The 26,004-nt window shown below is 44.1% G+C and carries 27 protein-coding genes; 25 read left to right on the forward strand and 2 right to left on the reverse strand.

Annotation, left to right across the window (positions count from 1 at the left end):
- The first annotated feature begins 74 nt into the window (after positions 1-74).
- The 14 genes from cymR to ACSR9O_RS08155 all read left to right on the forward strand — a co-directional run bounded on the left by cymR (position 75) and on the right by ACSR9O_RS08155 (position 13,621).
- Positions 75-494, forward strand: coding sequence for a cysteine metabolism transcriptional regulator CymR (cymR, locus tag ACSR9O_RS08090; RefSeq protein ID WP_034308657.1), 420 nt, complete (start codon positions 75-77; stop codon positions 492-494).
- 60 nt (positions 495-554) lie between these two features.
- Positions 555-1,700 (forward strand): cysteine desulfurase family protein, encoded by a 1,146-nt coding sequence (locus ACSR9O_RS08095; RefSeq protein ID WP_491724273.1) that lies wholly within the window; start codon positions 555-557, stop codon positions 1,698-1,700.
- 29 nt (positions 1,701-1,729) lie between these two features.
- Positions 1,730-2,845: a tRNA 2-thiouridine(34) synthase MnmA gene (gene mnmA / locus ACSR9O_RS08100; protein ID WP_101222649.1), complete on the forward strand. Its 1,116-nt coding sequence runs from the start codon at positions 1,730-1,732 to the stop codon at positions 2,843-2,845.
- Positions 2,846-2,966: 121 nt separating this feature from the next.
- A complete protein-coding gene (locus ACSR9O_RS08105; protein WP_214745126.1) occupies positions 2,967-3,632 on the forward strand; it encodes a tetratricopeptide repeat protein in 666 nt (221 codons plus the stop codon).
- Positions 3,633-3,668: 36 nt separating this feature from the next.
- The gene (gene recD2, locus ACSR9O_RS08110) at positions 3,669-6,074 is read left to right on the forward strand and encodes an SF1B family DNA helicase RecD2 (RefSeq protein WP_491724274.1); all 2,406 of its coding nucleotides are present in this window, start codon (positions 3,669-3,671) and stop codon (positions 6,072-6,074) included.
- A gap of 80 nt (positions 6,075-6,154) precedes the next feature.
- Positions 6,155-6,724, forward strand: a complete 570-nt coding sequence (locus ACSR9O_RS08115) for a LemA family protein (RefSeq protein WP_491724275.1) — start codon at positions 6,155-6,157, stop codon at positions 6,722-6,724.
- Complete coding sequence (locus ACSR9O_RS08120) at positions 6,724-7,497, forward strand: TPM domain-containing protein (protein WP_491724276.1); 774 nt, start codon at positions 6,724-6,726, stop codon at positions 7,495-7,497. Before ACSR9O_RS08115 ends, ACSR9O_RS08120 begins: the two co-directional genes overlap by 1 nt.
- A 147-nt stretch (positions 7,498-7,644) precedes the next feature.
- On the forward strand, positions 7,645-8,103 hold the full coding sequence (locus ACSR9O_RS08125; RefSeq protein ID WP_101222645.1) for a PRC-barrel domain-containing protein: 459 nt from the start codon (positions 7,645-7,647) through the stop codon (positions 8,101-8,103).
- Positions 8,093-8,308, forward strand: a complete 216-nt coding sequence (locus tag ACSR9O_RS08130; protein ID WP_034311361.1) for a YrzR-like zinc ribbon domain — start codon at positions 8,093-8,095, stop codon at positions 8,306-8,308. The genes ACSR9O_RS08125 and ACSR9O_RS08130 overlap by 11 nt, the downstream gene beginning before the upstream one ends.
- 226 nt (positions 8,309-8,534) lie before the next feature.
- A complete protein-coding gene (locus tag ACSR9O_RS08135) occupies positions 8,535-9,611 on the forward strand; it encodes an AI-2E family transporter (protein WP_101222644.1) in 1,077 nt (358 codons plus the stop codon).
- 310 nt (positions 9,612-9,921) lie between these two features.
- Entirely contained in the window at positions 9,922-12,558 is a 2,637-nt protein-coding gene (gene alaS / locus ACSR9O_RS08140) for an alanine--tRNA ligase (RefSeq protein ID WP_491724277.1), read from the forward strand.
- Between the two features lie 66 nt (positions 12,559-12,624).
- A complete protein-coding gene (locus tag ACSR9O_RS08145; RefSeq protein ID WP_034311358.1) occupies positions 12,625-12,894 on the forward strand; it encodes an IreB family regulatory phosphoprotein in 270 nt (89 codons plus the stop codon).
- Positions 12,894-13,319, forward strand: coding sequence for a Holliday junction resolvase RuvX (gene ruvX / locus ACSR9O_RS08150; RefSeq protein ID WP_034308633.1), 426 nt, complete (start codon positions 12,894-12,896; stop codon positions 13,317-13,319). The genes ACSR9O_RS08145 and ruvX overlap by 1 nt, the downstream gene beginning before the upstream one ends.
- A gap of 11 nt (positions 13,320-13,330) precedes the next feature.
- A complete protein-coding gene (locus tag ACSR9O_RS08155) occupies positions 13,331-13,621 on the forward strand; it encodes a DUF1292 domain-containing protein (RefSeq protein ID WP_063232962.1) in 291 nt (96 codons plus the stop codon).
- 567 nt (positions 13,622-14,188) lie between these two features.
- On the opposite strand, the gene ACSR9O_RS08160 is transcribed toward ACSR9O_RS08155, so the two are convergent.
- Positions 14,189-14,371, reverse strand: a complete 183-nt coding sequence (locus tag ACSR9O_RS08160; RefSeq protein ID WP_230177103.1) for a hypothetical protein — start codon at positions 14,369-14,371, stop codon at positions 14,189-14,191.
- Between the two features lie 458 nt (positions 14,372-14,829).
- Between ACSR9O_RS08160 and mltG the strand changes: the two genes are divergently transcribed.
- The 8 genes from mltG (at position 14,830) to ACSR9O_RS08200 (ending at position 23,200) form a co-directional block, all read left to right on the forward strand.
- Positions 14,830-15,966, forward strand: a complete 1,137-nt coding sequence (gene mltG, locus ACSR9O_RS08165) for an endolytic transglycosylase MltG (protein ID WP_397315185.1) — start codon at positions 14,830-14,832, stop codon at positions 15,964-15,966.
- 260 nt (positions 15,967-16,226) lie between these two features.
- Positions 16,227-16,892, forward strand: coding sequence for an O-methyltransferase (locus ACSR9O_RS08170; RefSeq protein ID WP_101222641.1), 666 nt, complete (start codon positions 16,227-16,229; stop codon positions 16,890-16,892).
- On the forward strand, positions 16,879-17,808 hold the full coding sequence (locus ACSR9O_RS08175) for a peptidase U32 family protein (protein WP_491724278.1): 930 nt from the start codon (positions 16,879-16,881) through the stop codon (positions 17,806-17,808). The genes ACSR9O_RS08170 and ACSR9O_RS08175 overlap by 14 nt, the downstream gene beginning before the upstream one ends.
- A 32-nt stretch (positions 17,809-17,840) precedes the next feature.
- The gene (locus tag ACSR9O_RS08180) at positions 17,841-19,112 is read left to right on the forward strand and encodes a peptidase U32 family protein (protein ID WP_491724279.1); all 1,272 of its coding nucleotides are present in this window, start codon (positions 17,841-17,843) and stop codon (positions 19,110-19,112) included.
- A gap of 1 nt (position 19,113) precedes the next feature.
- A complete protein-coding gene (gene udk / locus ACSR9O_RS08185) occupies positions 19,114-19,752 on the forward strand; it encodes a uridine kinase (protein WP_034308619.1) in 639 nt (212 codons plus the stop codon).
- A gap of 304 nt (positions 19,753-20,056) precedes the next feature.
- Positions 20,057-20,533 carry a transcription elongation factor GreA gene (gene greA / locus ACSR9O_RS08190; protein ID WP_101222638.1) on the forward strand — a complete coding sequence of 159 codons (477 nt, stop codon included), beginning with the start codon at positions 20,057-20,059 and terminating at the stop codon, positions 20,531-20,533.
- A gap of 120 nt (positions 20,534-20,653) precedes the next feature.
- Entirely contained in the window at positions 20,654-22,405 is a 1,752-nt protein-coding gene (locus ACSR9O_RS08195) for a peptidoglycan D,D-transpeptidase FtsI family protein (protein ID WP_491724280.1), read from the forward strand.
- Positions 22,406-22,492: 87 nt separating this feature from the next.
- Positions 22,493-23,200: a YrrS family protein gene (locus ACSR9O_RS08200; RefSeq protein WP_101222636.1), complete on the forward strand. Its 708-nt coding sequence runs from the start codon at positions 22,493-22,495 to the stop codon at positions 23,198-23,200.
- Positions 23,201-23,263: 63 nt separating this feature from the next.
- Here the strand turns inward: ACSR9O_RS08200 and ACSR9O_RS08205 are convergent, their stop codons facing one another.
- The gene (locus ACSR9O_RS08205) at positions 23,264-23,476 is read right to left on the reverse strand and encodes a DUF2536 family protein (protein WP_048682770.1); all 213 of its coding nucleotides are present in this window, start codon (positions 23,474-23,476) and stop codon (positions 23,264-23,266) included.
- A gap of 159 nt (positions 23,477-23,635) precedes the next feature.
- On the opposite strand from ACSR9O_RS08205, the gene ACSR9O_RS08210 reads away from it, so the two are divergent.
- The 3 genes from ACSR9O_RS08210 to ACSR9O_RS08220 all read left to right on the forward strand — a co-directional run bounded on the left by ACSR9O_RS08210 (position 23,636) and on the right by ACSR9O_RS08220 (position 26,004).
- On the forward strand, positions 23,636-24,274 hold the full coding sequence (locus ACSR9O_RS08210) for a class I SAM-dependent DNA methyltransferase (protein ID WP_230177047.1): 639 nt from the start codon (positions 23,636-23,638) through the stop codon (positions 24,272-24,274).
- Positions 24,275-24,290: 16 nt separating this feature from the next.
- On the forward strand, positions 24,291-24,986 hold the full coding sequence (gene mtnN / locus ACSR9O_RS08215) for a 5'-methylthioadenosine/S-adenosylhomocysteine nucleosidase (protein WP_101222634.1): 696 nt from the start codon (positions 24,291-24,293) through the stop codon (positions 24,984-24,986).
- 94 nt (positions 24,987-25,080) lie between these two features.
- A complete protein-coding gene (locus ACSR9O_RS08220) occupies positions 25,081-26,004 on the forward strand; it encodes a PLP-dependent cysteine synthase family protein (protein ID WP_230177046.1) in 924 nt (307 codons plus the stop codon).

A 26,004-nucleotide genomic window follows, 5' to 3' on the forward strand; every position in this document is an offset into this window, starting at 1 on the left:
ATGCATTTCCGGCGGGAATATGCTATAATTTCAAAAGAATTTAGAAACGGATAAATAATTTGAGGTGTATATGTATGAAGATATCTACTAAAGGCCGTTATGGTTTGACGATTATGATCGAGCTTGCTAAACATTATGGTGAAGGCCCGAAGAGTTTGAAATCGATTGCCCAGACGCATAATCTGTCGGAGCATTATTTGGAGCAGTTGATTGCGCCGCTTCGTAATGCGGGATTGGTGAAGAGTGTGCGCGGTGCGTATGGCGGGTATGTCCTGTCTAAGGATCCTCAGGAGATTACTTCGGGTGATGTGATTCGTGTATTGGAAGGGCCGATTACCCCTGTTGAAGGAATTGAGGATGAGGAGCCGGTGAAGCGCCAGCTTTGGATCCGGATTCGCGATGCTGTGAAGGATGTATTGGATAATACGACGCTTATGGATTTGGCGAGCTACAAGGATACGGGTGAAATCGATTCTTATATGTACTATATTTAAGTGATTAGCAATGCGCCTATTATGTAGGCGCTTGCGTTTTTTAATGGAGGCGACAAAAAAGTGGACAGAATATATTTAGATCATGCTGCGACTTCACCGATGCATCCGAATGTGATCGATAGGATGATGACGGTCATGAGCAATGACTTCGGGAATCCGTCGAGCATTCATGCGTTCGGGCGGGAGGCGCGCCATGTTTTAGATGAGGCGCGTTCGAGTATTGCAGCGAGCATCGGTGCGGGGCGGAATGAAATCATTTTCACGAGCGGCGGAACCGAGGCGGATAATACGGCGATCATTGGTGTTGCGAATGCTTATAAAGAACAAGGAAAGCACATCATTACTACGGAGATTGAGCATCATGCGGTTTTGCATACATGCCAATACCTTGAGAAGTCTGGCTTTGAGGTCACATATTTACCTGTGAATGAAGCGGGGCTTATTTCAATTGCCGATTTAAAGGCCGCATTGCGGGATGACACGATTTTGGTTTCGGTCATGTTCGGCAATAATGAGGTTGGAACGGTCCAGCCGATTGCTGAAATTGGGCAGCTGCTCAAGGGGCATCAAGCCATTTTCCATACGGATGCGGTTCAGGCATATGGTTTGATCTCTATCGACGTCCGTGAGTTGGGTGTGGATTTGCTTAGCGTATCCGCACATAAAATCAACGGTCCAAAAGGAATCGGCTTTCTTTATATACGTGAAGGCTTGAAGCTGAATCCTCATTTATATGGCGGGGAACAAGAACGCAAGCGCCGTGCTGGTACGGAGAGCGTGCCTGCAATTGCCGGTTTTGCAGAAGCTGTTTTAATTGCACAAAGCACGATGGAAAAGAAAAAGGAGCAATACAAGCGTTTTAAAGACGTATTGCTTGCCGTCTTGGATGAGGCGGATGTACAATATGAAATTAACGGAGCTATGGAACAGTCGCTGCCGCATTTGCTGAATGTTAGTTTTCCTGGTACGAATGTGGAATCGATGCTCGTTAATATGGACTTGGCAGGTGTTGCTGTATCGAGCGGATCCGCTTGTACTGCTGGGTCAATCGATCCGTCGCATGTGCTTGTGGCGATGTTCGGGAAAGATTCGGAGCGGACGAAGAATTCGATTCGTTACAGCTTCGGTCTGAACAACACGGAAGAGGAAGTAAGGCAGGCGGCTGAAACTACCGTTAAAATCGTTAATAGATTAGTGAGAAGATAATTCTCACTTTAAATAAATGAGGTGACAGAATGAGAAAAGCACCACAGGACACCCGCGTCGTCGTGGGTATGTCAGGAGGCGTGGATTCTTCTGTGTCAGCCCTGCTATTGAAGAATCAAGGCTATGATGTGGTCGGGATTTTCATGAAGAACTGGGATGATACAGATGAAAACGGAGTCTGTACGGCAACGGAAGATTACAATGATGTAATTGCCGTTTGTAATCAAATCGGCATCCCTTATTATGCGGTCAATTTTGAAAAGCAGTATTGGGATAAAGTTTTCACTTATTTCTTGGATGAGTATAAAGCGGGGCGCACCCCGAATCCGGATGTAATGTGCAATAAGGAAATCAAGTTCAAGGCATTTCTTGAACATGCCGTAAGCCTTGGTGCCGATTATGTGGCCACAGGTCATTACGCACAGGTTGAATACCGGGATGGCGAATACAAAATGCTTCGCGGTGTCGATAATAATAAAGATCAAACGTACTTCTTGAACCAGCTTACTCAAGAACAGTTGGAAAAAGTCATGTTTCCGCTTGGACACATTGATAAGAAGGAAGTCCGTGAAATTGCGAAAGAAGCGGGTCTTGCCACGGCAACGAAAAAAGATTCTACAGGCATCTGTTTTATCGGTGAACGCAATTTCAAAGAGTTTTTAAGCAATTACCTCCCAGCTCAGCCCGGTGATATGGTCACGATGGATGGCAAGGTCATGGGCAAGCATGACGGATTGATGTATTACACCATCGGTCAGCGTCACGGTCTAGGGATCGGCGGCAGCGGCGAACCTTGGTTTGTTGCGGGAAAAGACTTGAAACGCAATGTTTTATATGTGTGTCAAGGCTTTGATAATGATGTACTGTATTCCAATTCCCTTCGTGCAGTGAATGTCAGCTGGGTAGCGGAACATATACCTGCGGGTGAATTTACATGTACGGCAAAGTTCAGGTACCGTCAAGAGGATAGCGGTGTTAAGGTGAAGGTCTTGGACAATGGTGACGTCGAAGTCATCTTTGACGAGCCAGTCCGCGCGATCACACCTGGACAAGCAGTCGTATTCTATGAAGGTGAAGTATGCCTTGGCGGCGGTACGATTGATGAAGTATTTAAAAAAGGTGAAAAACTGACTTACGTAGGGTAAAATAAGCATGTCCCCAGCTGTGTTTGCGGTTGGGGACTTCTTTTGGATTGCGGGTATACGCCTGAATTGGGCCACTGGCTTATGCTATACTTTTTAATATAAAAATGGAGTGTGAATGGATATGGATAAGAATCAACAAGGAATTGAATTTATGCAGCAAGGGAAATACGAAGAAGCGGCGAAGGTTTTTAATGAGGCGATCGAGGAAAATCCGAATGAGCCTGTTGCCTACATAAACTTTGGGAATGTATTGACTGCCGTTGGTGAAACGGATAAAGCGGTCAAGTTTTACAAAAAGGCGATCGAGCTGGATGAAAATGCGGCAGCGGCTTACTATTCATTAGGAAACTTATATTATGAATCAGATTCTAAACTAGTCGAAGCGAAGGATATGTTCGAAAAGGCAATCCGATTGGGACTGGATAACAGCGATGCTTACTTCATGCTTGGATTGACATTGATGGCATTGGATCAGCCGAAATTGGCGATGCCTTATTTACAGAGAACTGTGGAGCTGAGCCCTGAGGACGTTGATGCAAGATTCCAATATGCGTTATGTCTTGCTAATGCGGAATTATATGATGAATTGATCAATCAGCTGAATTTAGTTGTGGAACAGGATCCGGGACATGCGGATGCTTATTATAATTTAGGTGTTGCGTTTGCAGGGTATCGTGAGGATGCTCAAGCAGCGATGGCTTATTTTGACAAGGCTTTGGAAGCACAGCCAGACCATATGCTTGCTGCACACGGTAAGAAACTGTTGGAAGAAATGAATGCAGAGTAAATAAAAAGCATATGCATGGAAAGGTGGGGAGAAGCGTTGAGCCAGCAAGACTCGTTGGATTTGTTTTCAGAAGAGAAAATGTTCATGAAGGGAAGTCATTTAGTGACGATCTTTCATAATGAAGAAAATATGTACTCGGTTGTAAGAATTCGTGTGCATGAAACGAATCTGAATTATGAAGAGAAGGAAGCGGTCGTAACTGGTTATTTTCCAAGGATGCATGAGGATGAGATCTATATTTTTTATGGGGCCATGAAGGAACATCCGCGTTTTGGCCTTCAATTTCATGTAGAGCATTTTCGCAAGGATTTGCCTCAATCCAAGGAAGGCATCGTCAGTTATTTATCAGGTGACCTTTTCAAGGGCATTGGGAAGAAAACAGCTGAAAGCATTGTTGAGACACTGGGTGAAAAGGCAATTTCAAAAATTCTGGCTCAGCCCTCGCTGCTTGATGATATCCCGAAGCTATCCGGTGAAAAGGCAAAGGGCCTCTATGATACATTGGTCGAGCATCAAGGTCTGGAGCAGGTGATGATCGCCCTGAATCAATATGGCTTCGGTCCGCAGGTGTCGATGAAGATATATCAAATGTATAAACAGGATACGATCACGATGGTTCAGGGGAATCCGTATAAGCTCGTAGAGGATATTGAAGGGATTGGTTTTGGACGGGCGGATGAGCTTGGGCATCAGCTGGGCATTTCCGGCAGCCATCCCGACCGAATCAAGGCTGCATGCTTGTATACGCTTGAATCACAATGCCTGCAGGAAGGAAATATCTACATAGAAGCCGAGCAGCTTTTGGAAGCAGTCAAACGGCTGCTGGAGGAAAATAAACGGGATCGTATTGAATTCACGAACATTTCCTCGGAAATAATCGAATTGACGCAAGAGGGGAAAATAGTTGTCGAGGATCAACGAATTTATCCGCCTTCGCTATTCTATTCGGAAAAGGGAATCGTAATGAACATAAAGAGGCTGCTTGCTCAAAGCGAGTATGAGGACCAGTTCCCCGAATCTGAGTTCTTGCTTGCACTTGGGGAGCTGGAAGAGCGTCTGGATGTTTCCTATGCCCCGGCCCAAAAGGAAGCGATCCAAACGGCCCTGCAATCACCCATGTTAATCTTGACGGGCGGACCGGGTACCGGTAAAACGACAGTCATTAAAGGAATCGTTGAGCTATATGCAGAGCTGCATGGCGTATCCATGGACATTAACGATTATAAAAAAGAAGGAAGCGATCCATTTCCATTCGTACTTGCGGCTCCTACTGGCCGGGCAGCGAAACGCATGGCCGAATCGACTGGGCTTCCCGCTGTTACGATCCACCGTTTGCTCGGGTGGAACGGGAGTGAAGGCTTTTCCCATGATGAGGATAATCAGCTGGATGGCCGTATTGTAATCATCGATGAGGTTTCCATGGTGGATACGTGGCTGGCCCATCAATTGTTTAAAGCTCTGCCGGAAAATGTCCAAGTGATATTGGTTGGTGATGAAGATCAGCTGCCATCTGTTGGCCCTGGGCAGGTTTTAAAGGATTTGCTTGCATCGAATTGTGTACCGACTGTCAGTCTGGAACATATTTATCGTCAAGCCGATGGCTCGTCGATCATTGAATTGGCCCATGAAATCAAAAAGGGAAGGCTTCCGGCTGATGTCACGAAACAGCAAGAAGACCGATCGTTCATTCGCTGCCAAACCGGTCAAATCGCCCAAGTAATCGAGAAAGTCGTTGCCAATGCCAGGACGAAAGGCTTCACGGCCAAGGATATACAGGTGCTGGCTCCCATGTATAGAGGGCCTGCCGGGATTGATGCACTGAATAAAATGCTTCAGGAAGTGTTCAATAGCAATGCGGATGAAAAGCGGCGGGAAATAAAATTCGGAGACGTAATATACAGAACGGGAGATAAGGTGCTTCAACTGGTGAACCAGCCAGAGGAGGGTGTCTTTAATGGCGATATGGGAGAAATCGTGTCCATATTGTTCGCTAAAGAAAATACCGATCATGTCGATAAAGTAATCATATCGTTCGAAGGCATCGAGGTGACATACACGAAGCAGGACTTGAACCAGATCACACATGCATATTGCTGCTCCATCCATAAGTCGCAGGGAAGCGAATTCCCCATTGTCATTTTACCTGTAGTGAAAAGCTATTATCGGATGCTCCGACGTAATTTATTGTATACGGCGATTACGCGCAGTAAAAATTTCTTGATCCTTTGTGGTGAAGAAGATGCATTCCGTTTAGGGATCGAGCGTAATGATGAGATGCGCCGCAAAACGACTTTGCGTGAAAAGCTGCGGGAGATTTTGAGCGAAGAAGAAATGCCGGCGGAAAAGGGAGAAGTACCGCAACAATCGAGTTATCTTGATATTCTCATGCATGCTGACCCGATGATCGGGATGGAGAATGTCACGCCTTATGATTTTATGTAGCGGGTTCTTTAGGATGCATTTTGTTTAAAATTCATAGTTTTGGTGGAATTATAACTAATATGTGAAAGAGTAGGGGGGATTTGATGAAAAAAGGTTGGATAATAGGAATAGTCATTGTCGTTTTACTTGTCATTTATGGGGCATCTTCATACAACGGCCTTGTAAGTGCCAGTGAAGACGTCGACAATAAATGGTCGCAAGTGGATAATCAATTAAAACGAAGAGCGGATTTGATTCCAAATCTTGTCGAAACGGTGAAGGGTTATGCTTCGCATGAAACGGAAGCCATTAAAGCGGTGAGTGATGCACGCTCGAAGCTGGCCGGTGCCAATTCCACTGAAGATGCGATTGATGCCGATCAAGAATTGAGTGGGGCCTTGAGCCGACTTTTGGTGGTTGTCGAAAACTATCCGGATTTAAAGGCCAATGAGAACTTTAAGGGTCTCATGGATAGTTTGGAAGGAACGGAAAATCGGCTGACGGTAGCACGAAAAGACTATAATGATGAAGTTACCAACTATAATAAAATGATTAAACGCTTTCCGAAGAATATGATGGCAGGAGTGTTCGGGTTCGATGCCAAACCATATTTTGAAGTGACCGATCAAGAAAAAGAAACGCCAAAGGTTGATTTCGGGAGCAATAAATAATGAAAAGACTCGCTGTGTTTGCGCTATTCTTCATTCTCACGTTCGGTTTAGCAAACGTAGCCGCAGCACAACCTAACATCCCTGAACCAGTTGGGGATATATATGTTCAGGACTTTGCTGGAGTCCTGGATGATCAGGAAAAATCCGAACTCATCGAACTTGGGAAACGATTGGATGATGCCACAAAAGCACAAATTTCCATTTTGACGGTTGATTCGATGGAAGGATCCGAAATCGAGGAGTACTCGGTCGAGGCATTTAGATCATTCAAGCTTGGTGATGCCGAGCTGAACAATGGAGTCCTCATTGTGCTGGCCATGGAAGAACAGAAAATCCGCATTGAAGTGGGGTACGGTTTGGAAGGGGCCATTACCGATATAAGATCTGGACAGATTTTGGATGATGTGGCTATCCCTGCGCTGAAAGAGGGTAAATATGATGTTGCCCTGACGGAGACCTATAAGGCTGTATATAACGATGTCACGAAGGAATACGACCTAGGTGACGAGTTTTATCAAGATCTCTCCGTTCAGCCCGAGTCAGAAACCTTTCAGCCATCAGGTTTACAGATTTTCCTCATTATCATCGTAGTCATCATCGTAGTCATCCTCGATGCCAAGTTCTTTAAAGGATTTTTCCTTCAAACGCTAATCAATATTCTCTTGATAATCATCAGTCGCGGAGGTGGCGGCGGCCGTGGAGGCGGCAGCGGCGGTCCACGGGGCGGCGGCGGAGGAAGTTCCGGTGGCGGAGGTGCCAGCAGAGGATGGTAAAGTAAGTGTATTAGACCGGGAAACCGGTCTTTTTTTATGGCCTGGTTTCTGTTTTACCGGAAGAGGGACCAACAATGGAAAACCTTTCAGCACATCTATTTACAATAGTAAAGAGATAATAAAAATGTTCGGAAAGGCGGGATGACCTTGCGGACGTTTTCTTTATTGAAAGGGATGCCGGTTTTTACAATCAAAGGAGAAAAAATCGGTACGGTCCACGATTTATCAATTTCTGAAATGGGTCAGGTAACAGGGTTGGTCGTTCATCAACATGCATTGTTCAAAAGAGCTTTTCATTTGAAACTCGACGATATTTCTTCATTCGGTCCAGATGGGATCGTCATCATGCAACAGGATTCAACCTTAAGGAAGGTGCCTGCGGATTCCATTTGCCTCTCGAAGGACGAATTATTGGGACGCATGCTTTTTTCAGAAATGGGCGAAGAGCTTGGTTTACTGCAGGATGTATATTTCAAGGAAAAAATGGGCACGATTATAGCGTATGAAACAACGGATGGGTTTTTCTCGGAGTCGACAGTGATAGAATCAAAACAGCCGCCTGCATTAGGGAAGGATACCATCATTGTTTCAGTTTATGAACAGTGAGGTGTCCATTTTGGAAATTAAATGTCCGAATTGCCGCAGTAAAGATGTTGGGAAGATTGGCGTAAATCAATATTATTGTTGGAATTGCTTTATTGAAATGACTCTATCCGAAGGGCTCATAAATACGCACCAAGTCGAGGAAGATGGAAGTTTAAGCTCATTGGACGATTTGTTTGAGGAAAATGACCGCCGCTTCGGTATGTAAATAACGGAAGAGGTGTTTGCAATGGCTAGACGTTCACGCAATACTCTAATGAATATGGGTTCGGACTTGATGAACTCGAAGATGTTTAAACGGAACATGAAGAAAATACGCAAAAGATTAAAATCATTATTATAGCAGGAATGGGTGTCCTGATAATGAGGGCACTCTTTTTTATGTATGAAAACCTCCCGCCTTTCGAAGAATAAATGAGCGGGAGGTGTTTATTGTGAGTATTCGTCTAAAGTGGTTTTATCGCCTGGGTTTTTTATTGCTCTTATTTTTCGTTATCTATATTTTTATGAAACTTAAGCCCATGTGGGGACCTGTCGTTGCTGTATGTGTGACGGTACTGCTGCCTTTTTTGATCGGTGCGTTCATCAGTTACTTGCTCCACCCTGTAGTGGAATATTTAAATGAGAAGGGGATGCGTCGCTGGCTTTCGATTACAATCATCTATTTATTGTTTTTCGGAGGGATCGGCTTTGCTGTTTATAAAGGTATCCCAGTGATGGTCAGCCAGGTCCGCGAGCTGTCGGAAAGCGTGCCGGAACTCGTTGAACAGTACCGGGGCAGCATCGATAAACTCAATCATCAAACGGCGGCCTGGCCGTTCGGAATTCATGAAAGGTTCGAAGAAGGTGTCACCCTTTTCGAAGATTGGTTGAAGCGTATACCTGAAAAGGCGATGGAGTATGCAATGAAGATGATTGATTTCATCGTCCTGATTGCATTGATTCCATTCATCGCATTTTATATCCTGAAAGATTTCACTGTTTTAAAAAAAATGGCATGGTATATGACGCCGAAAAAATGGCGCAAGCAGGGACGGGCATTCATTCGTGATGTGGATGCGTCGCTTGGCGGATATATCCGCGGACAAATCATCGTCTGTGTCGTGATCGGTTTGATTTCCTCGCTGCTCTTCTGGATAGTCGGAATGCAATATCCGCTTCTATTGGGGGCGATAATCGGGATAACGAATGTCATTCCGTATTTCGGACCGATTATTGGGGCGATTCCTGCACTGGTCATCGCCGCGACAATGTCGGTTAAGATGGTGTTGATCATCGCGGTCATCGTGCTTGTACTTCAATTTCTTGAGGGAAATATCCTTTCGCCGCTTATAGTCGGTAAAAGCCTCCATATGCATCCGCTGTTCATCATGCTCGCATTATTGGCCGGGGGTGAAATAGGAGGTATCATGGGCATGGTCCTTTCAATTCCCATATTGGCAGTATTGAAAGTTTTTGTACTTCATGCCCGCGTTCACTTTAGAAAGAAGCCGCCCCTTATTGACAAATAAAAGTCTTGTGAATATAATCCATTACATAAGATAATTCGTTGAAGGATGAAGTATGCTGAAGTCCATCTAAAAGAGAGTGGTCCCCCAGGCTGAAAGGGGCTGCAAGGTGAAGAGCAGCAGAAAGCTAGTCCTGAGAGCAGCTAATACCTGCCGTCATGCCGCGTTAAGGCTTTTATGAAGGTGATGGACCTGGGATGAATTCCTGCGTCCATAATCAGGGTGGTACCGCGAGTCAACTCTCGTCCCTGTTTTTGGGATGGGGGTTTTTTGTGTGCTCAAAATTACATAATTTTTAAAGGAGGATATATATATGAAGTATTTAACTGGTGCTCAAATCCGCCAAATGTATTTAGATTTTTTTAGTGAAAAAGGCCATAACATCGAACCAAGTGCGTCATTGGTTCCTCATGAAGATCCATCATTGCTTTGGATCAATTCCGGGGTGGCGACGTTAAAGAAATATTTTGATGGACGGGTGATTCCTGAAAATCCAAGGATTACAAATGCTCAAAAGGCCATCCGTACAAACGATATTGAAAACGTGGGGAAAACGGCACGTCATCATACGTTCTTCGAAATGCTCGGAAACTTCTCCATTGGTGAATACTTCAAAGAAGAAGCCATCACATGGGCATGGGAATTTTTGACCGATGAAAAATGGATTGGGTTCGACAAAGACAAATTGGCCGTTACGATCCATCCTGAAGATGATGAAGCATTCGAACTCTGGAATAAGAAAATCGGTGTTCCTGCTGAAAGGATCATTCGCCTGAAGGAGAACTTCTGGGATATCGGTGAAGGTCCAAGCGGCCCGAACACAGAGATTTTCTATGACCGCGGACCAGCATATGGCGATGGTCCGAATGATCCGGAATTATATCCAGGCGGGGAAAATGAACGGCATCTAGAAGTCTGGAATCTTGTGTTTTCCCAATTCAACCATAATCCGGATGGTTCTTACACACCGCTTCCAAAGAAAAATATCGATACAGGCATGGGCCTTGAACGTATGGCTTCCGTCGTTCAAGATGTGGCGACGAACTATGATACAGATTTATTCATGCCGATCATCCGGGCAGTCGAAGAGATTTCCGATGTGAAGTATGGTGTTGATTCAGAAAAAGATGTTGCATTCAAGGTCATTGCAGACCATATTCGTACGGTAGCCTTTGCAGTAGGTGACGGGGCTCTTCCATCCAACGAAGGCCGCGGTTATGTATTGCGCCGTCTACTCCGCAGAGCGGTTCGGTATGCTAAGCAAATCAACATCAATCGACCATTCATGTTCGAGCTTGTGACGGTCGTCGGCGAAATCATGAAAGACTTCTACCCTGAAGTCCTTAAGAATAAAGAGTTCATTGCAAAAGTAATCAAGAATGAAGAGGAACGCTTCCATGAAACTCTAAATGATGGACTCGCCATCCTTTCTGAAGTCATTAAAAAGGAAAAGGAAAAAGGCGGTACAACCATTCCTGGCAGTGATGCATTCCGTTTATATGACACATATGGCTTCCCGATTGAGTTAACGGAAGAATATGCAGAAGAAGAAGGCATGACGGTCGATCATGCTGGATTTGAAAAGGAAATGGATGCACAGCGTGAACGTGCCCGTTCAGCGCGTCAAGATGTGGATTCCATGCAAATCCAAGGCGGGGTATTGGGAGATATTAAAGTTGAAAGTGAATTTGTCGGCTATGATCAAGTCGCTGTCGAAGCCAAAGTTGCTGCCATAGTAAAAAATGGCGAGCTTGTAACGGAGGCACAAGAAGGTGAAGAAGTTCAAGTGATACTGAACAAGACTCCTTTCTATGCGGAAAGCGGCGGACAAATAGCCGATATAGGAACGATGGCCAGTGAATCAGTGAAGGTTGATGTCCATGATGTCCAAAAGGCTCCTAATGGCCAAAATCTGCACCGTGTAACAGTTACTGCCGGCACTTTAACAGCAGATTCCGATATCGTTGCTATTGTAAATCAAGAAAATCGGATCCATATCACGAAAAATCATACAGCGACGCATCTTCTTCATCAAGCGTTGAAAGATGTGCTTGGTACACATGTCAATCAAGCAGGTTCACTCGTACAGGCTGAACGCCTTCGCTTCGACTTCTCTCATTTTGGCCAGATAACGGCTGAAGAGATTGAACAAATCGAAACGATTGTAAATGAAAAGATTTGGCAAAGCTTACAAGTGAATACGGACTATAAAAACATCGAGGAAGCTAAGGCTATGGGCGCAATGGCGTTGTTCGGCGAAAAATACGGCAAGATTGTCCGTGTCGTTCAAATCGGCGATTACAGCCTCGAGCTTTGCGGGGGTGTCCACGTTCCGAATACAGCGGTAATCGGCTTGTTCAAAATCGTATCTGAAAGCGGCATCGGTGCAGGTACTCGCCGTATTGAAGCGGTAACGGGTGCAGGGGCATACAAATTGATGACTGATCAAATCGGTGTCTTGAAAGACGCGGCTGCCAAATTGAAAACGAACTTGAAAGATGTACCTTCAAGAATTGAAACGGTACTAGCTGAAGTGAAGGATCTTCATCGTGAGAATGAAAGCCTTACTTCAAAATTAAGTAATATTGAAGCAAGCAGCCTTGTTTCTAACGTAAAAGACGTAAATGGCGTTCAAGTATTGGTGGCGAAGGTTCAAGCTACCGACATGAATAATCTGCGTGCCATGGCGGATGATTTGAAACAAAAGCTCGATTCTGTCATTATCGTATTAGGTTCGGCCCAAGGTGATAAAGTCAATTTGATTGCCGGGGTGACTAAGGATTACATCGACCGCGGCTTCCATGCTGGTAAATTGGTCAAAGAAGTTGCTTCCCGTTGCGGCGGCGGCGGTGGCGGACGTCCAGATATGGCCCAAGCCGGCGGAAAAGACCCTGAAAAATTGGATGCAGCGCTTAATTTTGTTGAAGAATGGGTCTTATCGATTTCATAATCAATGGAAAGTGTTGTACAATGTAGGTAATAGTGGATTCTGGACGCTGAGGAGAGGTGCATGTTTATGAGTTCCTTTGATAAAACGATGAAATTTAATTTTCCCGAAGAACCATTCGAAAGAGATGTACAAGAAGTATTGTCTCAAGTTTATGTTGCACTTCAGGAAAAAGGTTATAACCCGATAAACCAGATTGTCGGTTATCTATTATCTGGTGACCCGGCCTACATCCCGCGCCATATGGATGCTCGAAACATTATTCGTAAGCTTGAACGCGATGAAATCATCGAAGAATTGGTTAAGTCGTATCTTAAGAACCATCGAGAGGAATACTAATGCGCACAATGGGACTTGATTTAGGTTCAAAAACCATCGGCGTTGCCCTGAGTGACGCGATGGGTTGGACTGCACAAGGATTGGAAACGATCAAAATTAACGAAGCTGGAAATGACTTCGGCTTTAAACGCCTCAATGAAATCATAAAAGAGCATGATGTTTCTAAAATTGTCCTCGGTTTACCTAAAAACATGAATGGTACCGTTGGACCGCGAGGCGAGATCAGCCAAGATTTCGCTAAACGATTAGAAAACAAATTCAAGCTGCCGGTGTTTCTCTGGGATGAACGGTTGACAACTATGGCGGCTGAACGTGTCCTTCTTGAGGCGGACGTGAGCCGAAGCAAACGCAAGAAAGTCATTGATAAAATGGCGGCTGTCATGATTCTGCAAGGATTCTTGGACAGACAAACAAATTCAATATGAGGTGAATACAAATGGAACACGGCGAAAACAACATTACAGTAGTAGATGAAAACGGAAACGAGCAGCTTTGCGAAATCCTTTTCACATTCGACTCAGATAAATTCAACAAATCTTATGTACTTTACTATCCGATGTCTGCAGAAGATGATGAGGAAGAAATCGAAATCCACGCTTCATCATTCGTACCAAGCGAAGATAATAAAGATGGTGAACTTACACCGATCGAAACAGAAGAAGAGTGGGATCTTGTCGAAGAAATGTTAAATACATTCCTTGACCAAGAAGAAGCGGAAGAAGAATAAGAGAAAAAACCGGCCCTTAAAGGTCGGTTTTTTTTTTGAAAAGAGGAAGATTTGGAACGAAAGGTGCGAGACTCCTGCGGGAAAAGCGTGTCTAAGGAGACCCCGCAGGCGGAAGCCGAGGAGGCTCCCGAGACCGTCCGCGGAAAGCGAGTACCTGGAGTGGAAATTTAAGTCCACCACCAAATAATATTTCACGGTTCGGTGGTGACATTCCGAGCCACTTTTTTAGGCAAAAGGGTTTCAATCTGAATTTTTAATACAAAGTCGATTGGAACGGAAGGTGCGAGACTCCTGCGGGAAAAGCGTGTCTAAGGAGACCCCGCAGGCGGAAGCCGAGGAGGCTCCCGAGACCGCCCGCGGAAAGCGAGTGCCTGGAGTGGAAATTTAAGTCCACCACCAAATAATATTTCATGGTTCGGTGGTGACATTCCGAGCCACTTTTTTAGGCAAAAGGGTTTCAATCTGAATCGATTGGATCGAGCGCTTGGAAAGGAAATCAACGTTCAACAAACCTGTAATAAACTGTGGACATGAAGTCGGTTTTTTCATTTATGTACCAGTAACACCTTATCTTTTCTCTGCGAATAAAAGCATAAAAGTAGCGAACGGACCTAAAAATAATGATAGCAAGAACCAATTCAACGCCGTTCTATTTTTACCTTGAGCAAGTCCGGCGTTTATGAGTGCCAATGTCCCCCAACCTACAAAATAAGAATTATCCAACTCCTTCACACCTTTCTTTTTCTTCAAATTTTTATGGCATTCCTATATGAATATTCCTGCCCTTGCCTGAAATGCCTGACACATGCAGGAAACAAATTTTTAAGCTGAGTAAATAATTAAAACAAAGTTGATTGGAGAGTAAGGTGCGAGACTCCTGCGGGAAAAGCGCGTCTAGGGGAGACCCCGCAGGCGTACGCCGAGGAGGCTCCCGGACCGCCCGCGGAAAGCGAGTGCCTGGAGCGAAAATCAATATACCCTCAAAAAAAATTTAGACAAAGATATCACTATTTTCCTATTAAATCACACCTGTATATTGACAAAACTAGTGCGTTTTTGCCATAAATAGAGTATTGATGAATGTAGTTTTGCAAAAAACATGTAATTATTTGTTGATTTTAGTATAATGTTCGAAGCAAAGATTAATTAGAGAAAGCATCATCTAGAAACCATTCTGTAGTTGGTGTGAGTTTGCAGGGGGAATGAACATGGATGAAAAAGATAAAAATTTATCTAAAAAGGAACATATCCGAATGAAATTGTTAGAACAGCAAGGAGAAGCCAAGCTGGTTCGTAAAATCATCATGATTACGATTGCTTCGCTTATTGTACTAATTGGGATAGTTGGTCTTGTGGGCTTTTTATATATCAACTCAGCCATGAAACCAGTCGATCCGGATGATGATACCATCAAGAAAGTGAAAATCCCAATCGGTTCTTCCGTTAACGGAATTTCAACACTGCTTGAAGAGCAGGGGATAATCAAGGACGCACGCGTATTCAAATATTATATTAAATTCCGCAATGAATCCGGTTTTCAGGCAGGAGAGTATAAATTATCACCTTCCATGCCAATTGAAGATATCGTCACAAGCATCAAAACCGGAAAACTCATGAAGGAAGCTGCAATGAAGATAACGATTCCTGAAGGAAAGCAGCTTGTTCAAATTGCCGATATCATCGCAGTGAAGACGGGTGAAGATCCGAAAAAGGTCTTTAAGAAATTGAATGATAAGAAATTCGTTAATTCCATGCAAGAGAAATTTCCGCAGCTCTTGACCTCGGAAATTGAAAATGAAAAGGTTTTATATCCGCTTGAAGGATACCTTTTCCCAGCTACTTATGACTTTTATGAGGAAAAGCCGACACTGGAATCGATCGTCATCGAGATGCTGAAGAAAACCGAAGAGACGTTGCAGGCATACGAGACCCAGATGGACAAAAACGATTATTCCGTACATGAGATGCTGACCTTCGCTTCGCTTGTTGAAGAAGAGGCGACGGCACAGGTCGATCGCGGAAAAATAGCTTCCGTCTTTTACAATCGTATCGAGGAAGATATGCCGCTTCAAACGGATCCGACCGTTTTGTATGCAAAAGGTTCACATAAGAGCAGGGTGTATTATAAAGACCTTGAGGTGAAATCGCCTTATAATACGTATAAGAATAAGGGGCTGCCTCCAGGGCCGATTGCAAATGCCGGAACGACATCGATCGATGCGGTACTGAAGCCTGAGAAAACGGATTACCTATACTTTTTGGCAACACCTGAAGGGGAAGTCCTTTACTCGAAGACCTTGGATGACCACAATGTCAAAAAGGCAGAGCATATTTCCAATAAATAAATAAAAAAATGCAATGAGACTGAGGGGGGAGAGATATTACTTTCCCCTTGTTTTTATGATAGAATAGTACAAGTGAATTTTAGATCCGATTCCTATCGGTGACGTAACTCGGCGAATGCCGGGTTTTATTTTGAAAGATAAGGAAATGTAGATCGTCAAGCATACTTGTTTCAGCTGCTCCTTGTGAGGAAATTGACCTATCAATTTCTTCATGATACTGACCAAGCGCTTTTGTTTTCCTTATAATTGGAGGAAACGTTTTGAACGGAAAAATAGAACAATATCTTCATTCCTTAATTCCGGAGCGTACGGGTTTGCTTAAGGAGTTGGAAGATTTTGCGATGGAAAATAATGTGCCGATCATGGAGCCCGAAGGCATTGAGGTGCTGCTTCAGATTTTAAGGCTTCATCAGCCTAAGGCGATATTGGAGGTTGGTTCGGCGATTGGCTATTCGGCAATAAGGATGGCTGAGACCCTTCCGGAAGCTCGAATCGTCACACTTGAACGGAATGAAGCCCGTATTGAGCAGGCAAGAGCTAACTTCAAGAAGGCGGGACTGTCGGAAAGGATCACCCTCATTGAAGGGGATGCCCTTGAAGCTGGACCGAAAGTCATGGAACATGGTCCGTTTGATATCATCTTCGTTGATGCAGCTAAAGGGCAGTACAAGCGATTCTTTGAGCTGTTTGAACCGTTCCTGGCTGGTGCTGGCATAATCATTACTGATAATGTTTTATTCAAAGGCCTGGTTGCCGAAAACATTGAAGAAATGGAAATGACGAGAAGAAAGCGAGCTCTCATCAAAAAAATCAGAGACTTTAACATCTGGTTACAAGACCATCCCAATTTCGATACCGTAATTTTGCCGATTGGTGATGGTGTGGCCATAAGTAAACATAGAGGTGACAAAAATGAAAAAGCCTGAATTACTCGTGACTCCGACAAGTGTCGATCATATAACAGAACTCATCGGTGCAGGCGCTGACGCCTTCGTCATTGGCGAACAACGCTATGCACTAAGGCTGGCAGGAGAGTTCAAACGTGAAGATGTCGAGAAGGCGATTGAGCTTGCACATGCCGCGGGCAAGAAAGTGTATGTATCCATGAACGCCATATATCATAATGAAAAAGTGGACGAGCTTGAAGGGTATGTCACTTTCCTTAAAGAAGCTGGTGCCGACCGGATCATATTCGGTGATCCCGCAGTCTTGATGGCTGTCCGTGCAGTGGCACCTGATATGCCCCTGCACTGGAATACGGAGATGACGGTAACGAACTGGTACACATGTAATTACTGGGGGAAACGCGGTGCTGTCCGTGCCGTGGCTGCCCGTGAGATAAGTCTGGACGAGATAGTGGAAATGAAGGAAAATGCCGAAGTGGAGATTGAAGTGCAAGTGCACGGCATGACATGCATGTTCCAATCGAAGCGTACGCTTCTAGGTAATTACTTTGAATACCAAGGCAAGGCAATGGAAGTGGAAAATCGGAAGGAAAATAGAAGTATGTTCTTGCATGATAAGGAACGTGAAAATAAATATCCGATTTATGAAGATGAAAATGGCACACATATCATGAGTCCGAATGATATGTGCATGATTGATGAACTTCAGGAATTGATTGAAGCGGAAATCGATTCATTGAAAATCGAAGGGGTATTGCAAACACCGGAGTATATCATTGAAATGACAAAGCTATATCGGGAAGCGATTGACGTATGTGCTGAAGACCCTGACCGTTATGATGATATGAAATCTGAGCTCTTTGAAAAGGTCAAAGCGGTTCAGCCGGATAACCGCGAGTTGGATACCGGGTTCTTCTTTAAAGAATCGGTTTATTAAAGAAAAGGGTAAGAGAAAGAGGAGGAATAGCCTTGAATGCTATTGCTGATAAAATTTCCAAGATCGTTGATGGAAAGAGAGTCATTGTAAAAAAACCGGAATTGCTGGCTCCGGCCGGCAACCTTGAAAAATTAAAAATTGCCGTCCATTACGGCGCGGATGCCGTGTTCATTGGCGGTCAGGAATATGGTCTTCGTTCCAATGCCGGCAACTTCACGTTTGAGGAAATCAAGGAAGGCGTCGAATTCGCTAAAAAGTATGGCGCTAAAGTATATGTAACGACAAATATCTTCGCCCATAATGAAAATATCGATGGCCTGGATGAATACCTGGAAGGACTTCAGGAGGCTGGGGTTCATGGTATCATCGTAGCCGATCCATTAATCATCGAAACCTGTAAACGTGTCGCTCCGAACGTCGAGATCCATTTAAGCACACAGCAATCGCTATCGAACTGGAAGGCTGTTCAGTATTGGAAAGAGGAAGGCTTGGAGCGGGTGGTTTTGGCCCGTGAGACGAGTGCTGATGAAATCCGTGAAATGAAGGAGAAGGTCGATATCGAAATCGAGGCTTTCGTTCATGGAGCCATGTGCATTGCTTATTCTGGACGATGCACCCTTTCGAATCATATGACGGCGCGTGATTCGAACCGCGGCGGCTGCTGTCAGTCTTGCCGTTGGGATTATGATTTATATGAGTTGGATCAAGACGGGGAAAAGGCTTTATTCGATAAAGAAGATGCTCCATTCGCAATGAGTCCAAAAGACTTGAAGCTGATTGAATCACTGCCAGGCATGATTGAAATTGGCATAGACAGCTTAAAAGTCGAAGGAAGAATGAAGTCCATTCATTATATAGCAACAGTTGTCAGCGTCTATCGTAAAGTGATTGATGCGTATTGTGCCGATCCGGACAATTTCAAGATTGAACAAGAATGGCTGGAAGAGCTTGATAAGTGTGCGAATCGTGAGACGGCATCATCGTTCATGGAAGGTGAAATTCCTGGGTATAAACAGCAAATGTTCGGGAATCATACCGTAAAGACTCGCTTCGACTTCGCAGGGTTGGTGCTTGATTACGACGAGGAAACTAAAATCGTTACCATGCAGCAACGTAACTTCTTCAAGCCTGGAGATGAAGTGGAGTTTTTTGGACCGGAAATCGAAAACTTCACTCAAAAAATCGGTACGATCTGGGATGAGTCAGGTAAGGAGCTGGAGGCAGCCCGCCATCCGCTTCAAATTGTCCGCATTCAAGTAGATAATAGAGTTTATGTGAACAATATGATGCGGAAGGAGAATTGACATGACAAGAAAGAAACCAGTGGTCATCGGAGTTACCGGAGGGTCTGGATCAGGTAAAACAAGTGTTACCCGTTCCATTTTTGAATTCTTTCAAGGACATTCCATCCTGATGATCGAACAAGATTATTACTATAAAGATCAAAGTCATCTGCCTTTTGAAGAGCGCTTGAAAACGAACTATGATCATCCGCTTGCCTTTGATAATGATTTGCTAATCGATCACATTAACGCATTGCTGCGCTATGAAACGATAGAAAAACCGGTTTATGATTATTCGATCCATACGCGTTCGGAAGAAGTCATCACAGTTGAGCCCCAGGATGTCATCATCCTTGAAGGGATTCTTGTGCTGGAGGACGAGCGCCTCCGGGACCTGATGGATATGAAGCTATATGTTGATACGGATGCAGACTTGCGGATCCTTCGTCGGATGACCCGTGATATTAAAGAGCGCGGCCGTTCCATAGATTCCGTCATCGAACAATACATCAGTGTCGTTCGGCCGATGCATAATCAATTCATAGAACCGACGAAGCGTTATGCCGACATCATCATTCCTGAAGGCGGTCAAAACCATGTGGCAATTGACCTCATGGTGACAAAAATTCAAACAATCCTTGAACAAAAGTCTTTTTTGTAATAACATAGCATAAATAATGATAGGTGCCATTTTCCTCCGTTTATTTAAATAATCCCAACTATTTATTGGGAAAGACTGGACAAATGTTGGAAAACGCAATACTCTATTCTTGATACAGAACGAACCGGCTGCACACCGCAGTCGGTTTATATACTAAGGAACGGATGTTTCTTAGTATCGAAGCGCGTACTTTTTAAGTCGCGCAATTATATATTCTGACTCGATTTCAGGGTTAAGCACTATATAGTACATAAACTTGTCACAGCGAATGCTTGCTGTAAAGAATTTGAAGGAGTGAAGGGTTTTGGCAATTGAAAAAGAATATCCAATGACTATTGAAGGTAAGTTAAAGCTTGAACAGGAACTTGAACAGTTAAAAACGGTTAAACGTAAAGAAGTGGTGGAAAGAATCAAAATCGCCCGCAGTTTTGGAGACCTTTCCGAGAACTCAGAGTACGATTCCGCAAAAGAAGAGCAGGCTTTCGTTGAAGGACGTATTACAACTATCGAAAACATGATCCGTAATGCAAAAATCATTGAAGGCAATGATTCGAATACAGATACAGTTTCACTTGGAAAGTCGGTAACATTCGTTGAACTTCCAAATGGTGACGAAGAAACATATTCCATCGTAGGAAGCGTTGAAGCGGATCCATTCGAAGGGAAAATCTCCAATGATTCCCCGATCGCGAAAAGCCTGATAGGGAAAAGGGTCGGCGACAAGGTATCTATCATGACACCTGGCGGCGAAATGAGCGTCAAGATTGTTTCCATCGACTAATTAAATGCAAAAGGGATGTCCATTGGGCATCCTCTTTTTTATGGAAAAATGCCGCGTTAAATTTGTTCATAATTGTTTAAAAATTCGCACCTCGTCAACAATGGTTACGAGGTGTATTTTATGAAAAAGAAACGAATGAGGTTGCTGGCTCTTTTTTTGACGGCTTTCATGCTGATGCTCATAGGCAGGCTTGCCTACATCCAACTTGTATCGACAGAATCTTTTTCAAAGCATAATGTGAACCTGTTAGAGGCAAGCGTGAATCAGCGTTCACAGATATTAAAGATTGATGATGGACGCGGAAAGTTTTATGACAGAAATGGAGAACCGCTTGCACATGAAGAAATCCCGACGCTCGTCCTATTTCCATTTTTAAAAAAAATGACTTGGCCTATAGATGAAGTGGCCTCGATAATAGGCAAATCGGAAGCGGAGTTAAAACGTGCGATAGAACAAGCGGAAGAACCATTCGTATTTGGCGGGGATGAACCGATAGAGTTGTCATCCAGCCAATCGAAGGCAATCAATGAACTGAAGATTCCTGGGGTCTTTGCCGTGAACGAGAAATTATATCATGATCAAACTCCTGCAGCGCAATTGATTGGCACGACGAATATATCAGATGCGGAAAAGAAAAAACGTTATCCGGACATGAATTTATCTCCTGAAACGAAAATAGGCAATACGGGGCTGCAAAGGACCTTCGATGAGTTCTTGCTTTCCGCTGGGGAATCGAAGCTCGTTTTTCACGTGGACGCCAGCGGAGGACCAATGTTCGGTGTCGATGTTAAATATGTGGAACCTGCAAATCCGCTTTACCCGGTGAAGGTCGTGACGACGATCGATAAAGAAATTCAGGAAAAAGCGGAGAAGCTCGTCGATGAACGCGGGATAAAAAAAGGCGGTCTTGTACTGATCGATATTGAAAAAAGTGAAATCGTCGCAATGGTATCACGTCCGGCGCTTAATATAAAAGATCCGAATGGCGAAGGAGCCGTCAATATGATGCTGACTCAAAAAACACCGGGCTCCGTCTTTAAAACGGTCACGGCAGCAGCTGCCATCGATTATGAAGCCGCCAGTCACACCCGGACATTTAATTGTAATTTGACGATAGACGGGAAAATGGATAAACAGAGGGAACTGGGCATGCTTAATTTTGAAAATAGCTTTGCCCAAAGCTGCAACAGGACGTTTGCCGAATTGTCACAGGAAATATCCGAGAAGGATCCGGACTTTTTGGATAAATATGCTAAAATGTTAGGGCTGGTTGGTGAAACGGGCTGGCAAGGGGACGTGTATCACACCGAAGTCACTCAGTTACATCATGAACAAGCCGGTAAGGTCTGGCATGATGACGATTTAAAAAAAGATCCGAAAATGATTGCCAAAACGGCAATTGGCCAGCAGGATGTCCAAACGACACCGCTCGCTATAGCGAATATGATGGCTACGATTGCTCGCGGCGGCAAGAAAGAACAGGTCAAAGCCGTTTCAAAGGTCGAATTTAACAACAGTACGACCGTAGTCGATTTTCCCAATCAAAGTATTGGCGGCGAGACACTGTCTCCATATACGGCGATGAAGATGCAGCATCTTCTTAGGAAGGTCGTGACGGAAGAGAAGGGGACGGGCGCTGCCTTGAGAGATTTGCCTGTTGAGGTCGCCGGCAAGTCTGGAACAGCTCAGACCAATATCGAAAAAGGGGAGCTCAATAAATGGTTTGCGGGCTACTTTCCATATAAAGATCCCAAATATGCTCTTGTTACCGTAAGTTTTGAAACAAAGGAAAACAGTTCCAGTATGACGCCTCTTTTTTCAGATATTGTAAAAGTCCTGTACTCCAAGGACCAGGACAATAGCGAGAATTGACGAAAAGTGTAGGAAACCCTTCCCTTCTATCTCTAGCTAAATCATGTTAAAATGAGGCAGTAAGAAAAGGTAAGGGAGGAATGGACCTTGGGCTCACGTTTTAATCAGAGAGATCAAAAAAGAAAAGTAAATAAAATATATAATATTGCTATCACCATCGTTTCCATTTTAATCGTCATTGTCGCAGTCACGATTTTCTTAAGTGACGATGGCACCGAAACAAAAAAAGCCACGACTGAACCAAAGCAAATCGCCGATACAGATTCAGGGAAGGTAGCGGACAAGCCTGCTGGCAAAAAGGAAGAAACGGATTCAGAGAAGGAAGACGCAGTAGGAGATAGTGAAGCAACAACAGAGGAAGATGCAGAAGAAGATAGTAAAGCAACAGAGGAAGATTCAGAAGAGAACGTAGAAGATGGTGCAGATCCAGAAAAAGCAGGGGATGCCGACCTTGTGGAAGTGGAAGGCAGCGGTGATGGCAATGTTGCGGCCACTTATAAGAGTGAAGGCTGGAAACCAGTAGGAACTGAGCAATCCGGGGAGCACACTACAAGCTTCGATAAGGGCTCGGTCGATTGGAATGAAATGAGTAAAGCCATAGCAAGCGGAGCTGGAATCGATGAAGGCAGCATGAAGCTATGGTGGCTGCAAAACGGCGGTTCGTCAAACACCGCAATCGGAACCGTTTCTGAAGGAGATAATCCTAAAACCTTCCGTGTTTATATTGAATGGGTGGACGGATCAGGTTGGAAACCTGTAAAAGTCGAAGAACTGAAGACAAACGATAAAAGGTAATGTTCAAATCATAAACATAAAACCCCCGAAAGGAATTCCGCTTTCGGGGGTTTTTCATCGTGATCATTTTTTTGCTTTAAAGTGGACGACAGCACTATAAAAACGTCTGCCTTCCTCACTTACATACATTTGGTGTGATACGGATTCCACCTGAAGCATGATCGCTTTATTGATTTCAATTTGTGATTGGATTTTTTCTTCAAGATTCTTGATGCTTTCTGCTTCGAAAAATTCTATTTTATCTTCGAATAAGTTTAAGTCAAGTTGAAAACTCATGACTGTTCCCCTCCAACATTTAGATACTGTTAGTTTAACACCATTTTCTCCGAATCTGAACCGAATGATGGATTTGCCTAAAAAACAAGAACTGTTTCTGTGTTTATTTCATATTATGCTTATAGGTTTTATTATCTTATCATAAAAAGGTGATTAAAAATGGGCAGAGAATTTATCGATTTATTTGAAGAATGGTCGAAATCGTATGATGATACGGTTAGTGGACACGATATTGAGTATCAAGAGGTTTTTAAACATTATGATAGGATATTGGATAGCGTCACGGACCGGGCTCATGGTCATGTGCTGGAGTTCGGCGTAGGTACCGGGAATTTGACGGAAAGGCTTTTGAGGAAAGGCCTAAAGGTATCGGGAATTGAACCCTCACCTGCGATGAGGGAAATAGCGGTAAGCAAGCTGCGTGGAAAAACAGAAATTGCAGATGGGGATTTTATCGATTTTCCGAAGCCGGAACAGGTCGATTCGATCGTGAGCACGTATGCGTTTCATCATTTAACCGATGAAGAAAAAGAAAAAGCGATAGCCAACTATGGAAAGTTACTGAATACTGGTGGTAAAATAGTGTTTGCGGATACGATGTATCAATCAAGGGAAGCTCATGAACGGGCGATTCAAGATGCAAGGCAGGCAGGCTTTCATAATTTGGCGAACGATTTGCAAACGGAATATTATACTACGATTCCTTTTTTGGAAAAAGCACTTGAAGCAAATGGATACAAGGTGAACTTCGAGCGCTGCAATCAATTTGTCTGGATTATGGAGGCGGAAAAATTATAGGAAGAGGTTTTTACTAATGAAGGTAGCCATAATCGGAGCAATGGAAGAAGAAGTTACGATTTTACGTGATAAATTGGAAGGTTTGGAGCGGGTGACCATTGCCGGTTCCGAGTTCAATACAGGAACACTGAATGGTGTCGAGGTCATTTTGCTTAAATCGGGAATCGGTAAAGTGAATGCGGCAATGTCAACAACGATCCTGTTAGAAAAATTCAAACCGGATGCAGTCATCAATACTGGCTCTGCCGGCGGATATCATCCAGCACTTAATGTAGGGGATGTGGTCATATCCACGGAAGTTCGCCACCATGATGTAGATGTGACGATTTTTGGATATGAGTACGGTCAAGTCCCTCAGCTTCCGGCAGCTTTCATCCCGGATGAAAAGCTTCTCGCAATCGCAGAAGAAGCAGCAAAAGAAATCGAGGATATTCAAGTGGCGAAAGGGTTGATCGTTACGGGGGATTCTTTCATGAATGATCCTGTCAGGGTTGAATTCGTCAGAGGGAAATTCTCTGATTTATACGCGGTGGAAATGGAAGCGGCAGCCATTGCACAGGTAGCCTTCCAATTCAAAACACCGTTTGTCATCATTCGTTCCCTTTCGGATATCGCAGGTAAGGAGTCCAATATTTCCTTTGATAAATTCCTGGAAACTGCGGCTCTTCATTCAGCGGCACTGATTTTGAAAATGGTTGAAAAAATGAAATGAATGGTAAGTGATCAGCGGAAGCCTTTCCGCTGATCATTCTTTATTGCATAATCCTTATTAAATTGGTAGGATAACTATGAAAGGATGTCCGAATATGAAAGTCTTTAAAAACATTCATGAGTTGATAGGGGAAACACCGATGATGGAAATCACCCATTTCCCGCTTCCGGATGAAGTCCGTATCTTTGCCAAACTGGAATACTTTAATCCGGGAGGCAGTGTGAAGGATCGGCTTGGTCAGGAATTGTTAGCTCAAGCGTTACAGACAGGGAAGGTGAAAAAGGGCGGGACGATCATCGAACCGACTGCCGGAAATACTGGAATCGGATTGGCGTTGGCTGCGATAAACAGTGGCGTGGACGTGATTTTTTGCGTTCCGGAGAAATTCAGTGCAGAGAAACAGGAATTGATGCGTGCTCTTGGAGCGAATGTGATCCAGACCCCGACAGAGGAAGGAATGACAGGTGCGATTGCCAAGGCTAAGGCGCTGCTGGCTGAAATTCCGGGATCTTATTGTCCTCAGCAGTTCGCCAACCCTTCCAATCCTGATGCATATTATAAAACGCTGGGACCTGAAATATGGGAACAGATGGAAGGCGATGTAGATGTGTTTGTTGCCGGCGCCGGGACGGGCGGGACATTCATGGGAACATCGCGATATATAAAAGAAAAGAACGCTGCTGTCAAAACGGTCATCGTCGAACCAGAAGGATCGATTTTAAACGGCGGCAAAGCAGGACCCCATAAAACAGAGGGCATCGGGATGGAATTTTTGCCAACCTATATGGATGCAACGTATTTTGACCAAATCCATACGATAAGCGATCATGACGCTTTCCATATGGTAAAGGAATTGGCGCTTAAAGAAGGCCTCCTTGTCGGCAGTTCTTCGGGCGCGGCATTTGCAGCGGCCATGAAAGAAGCAGCCAAGGCTCCACGTGGGTCAAATATCGTCGTCATATTTCCGGATTCCAGTGAACGATACTTAAGCAAAAAAATTTATCAGGGAGGTATGTAA

It is taken from the genome of Peribacillus sp. B65, from assembly GCF_058513295.1.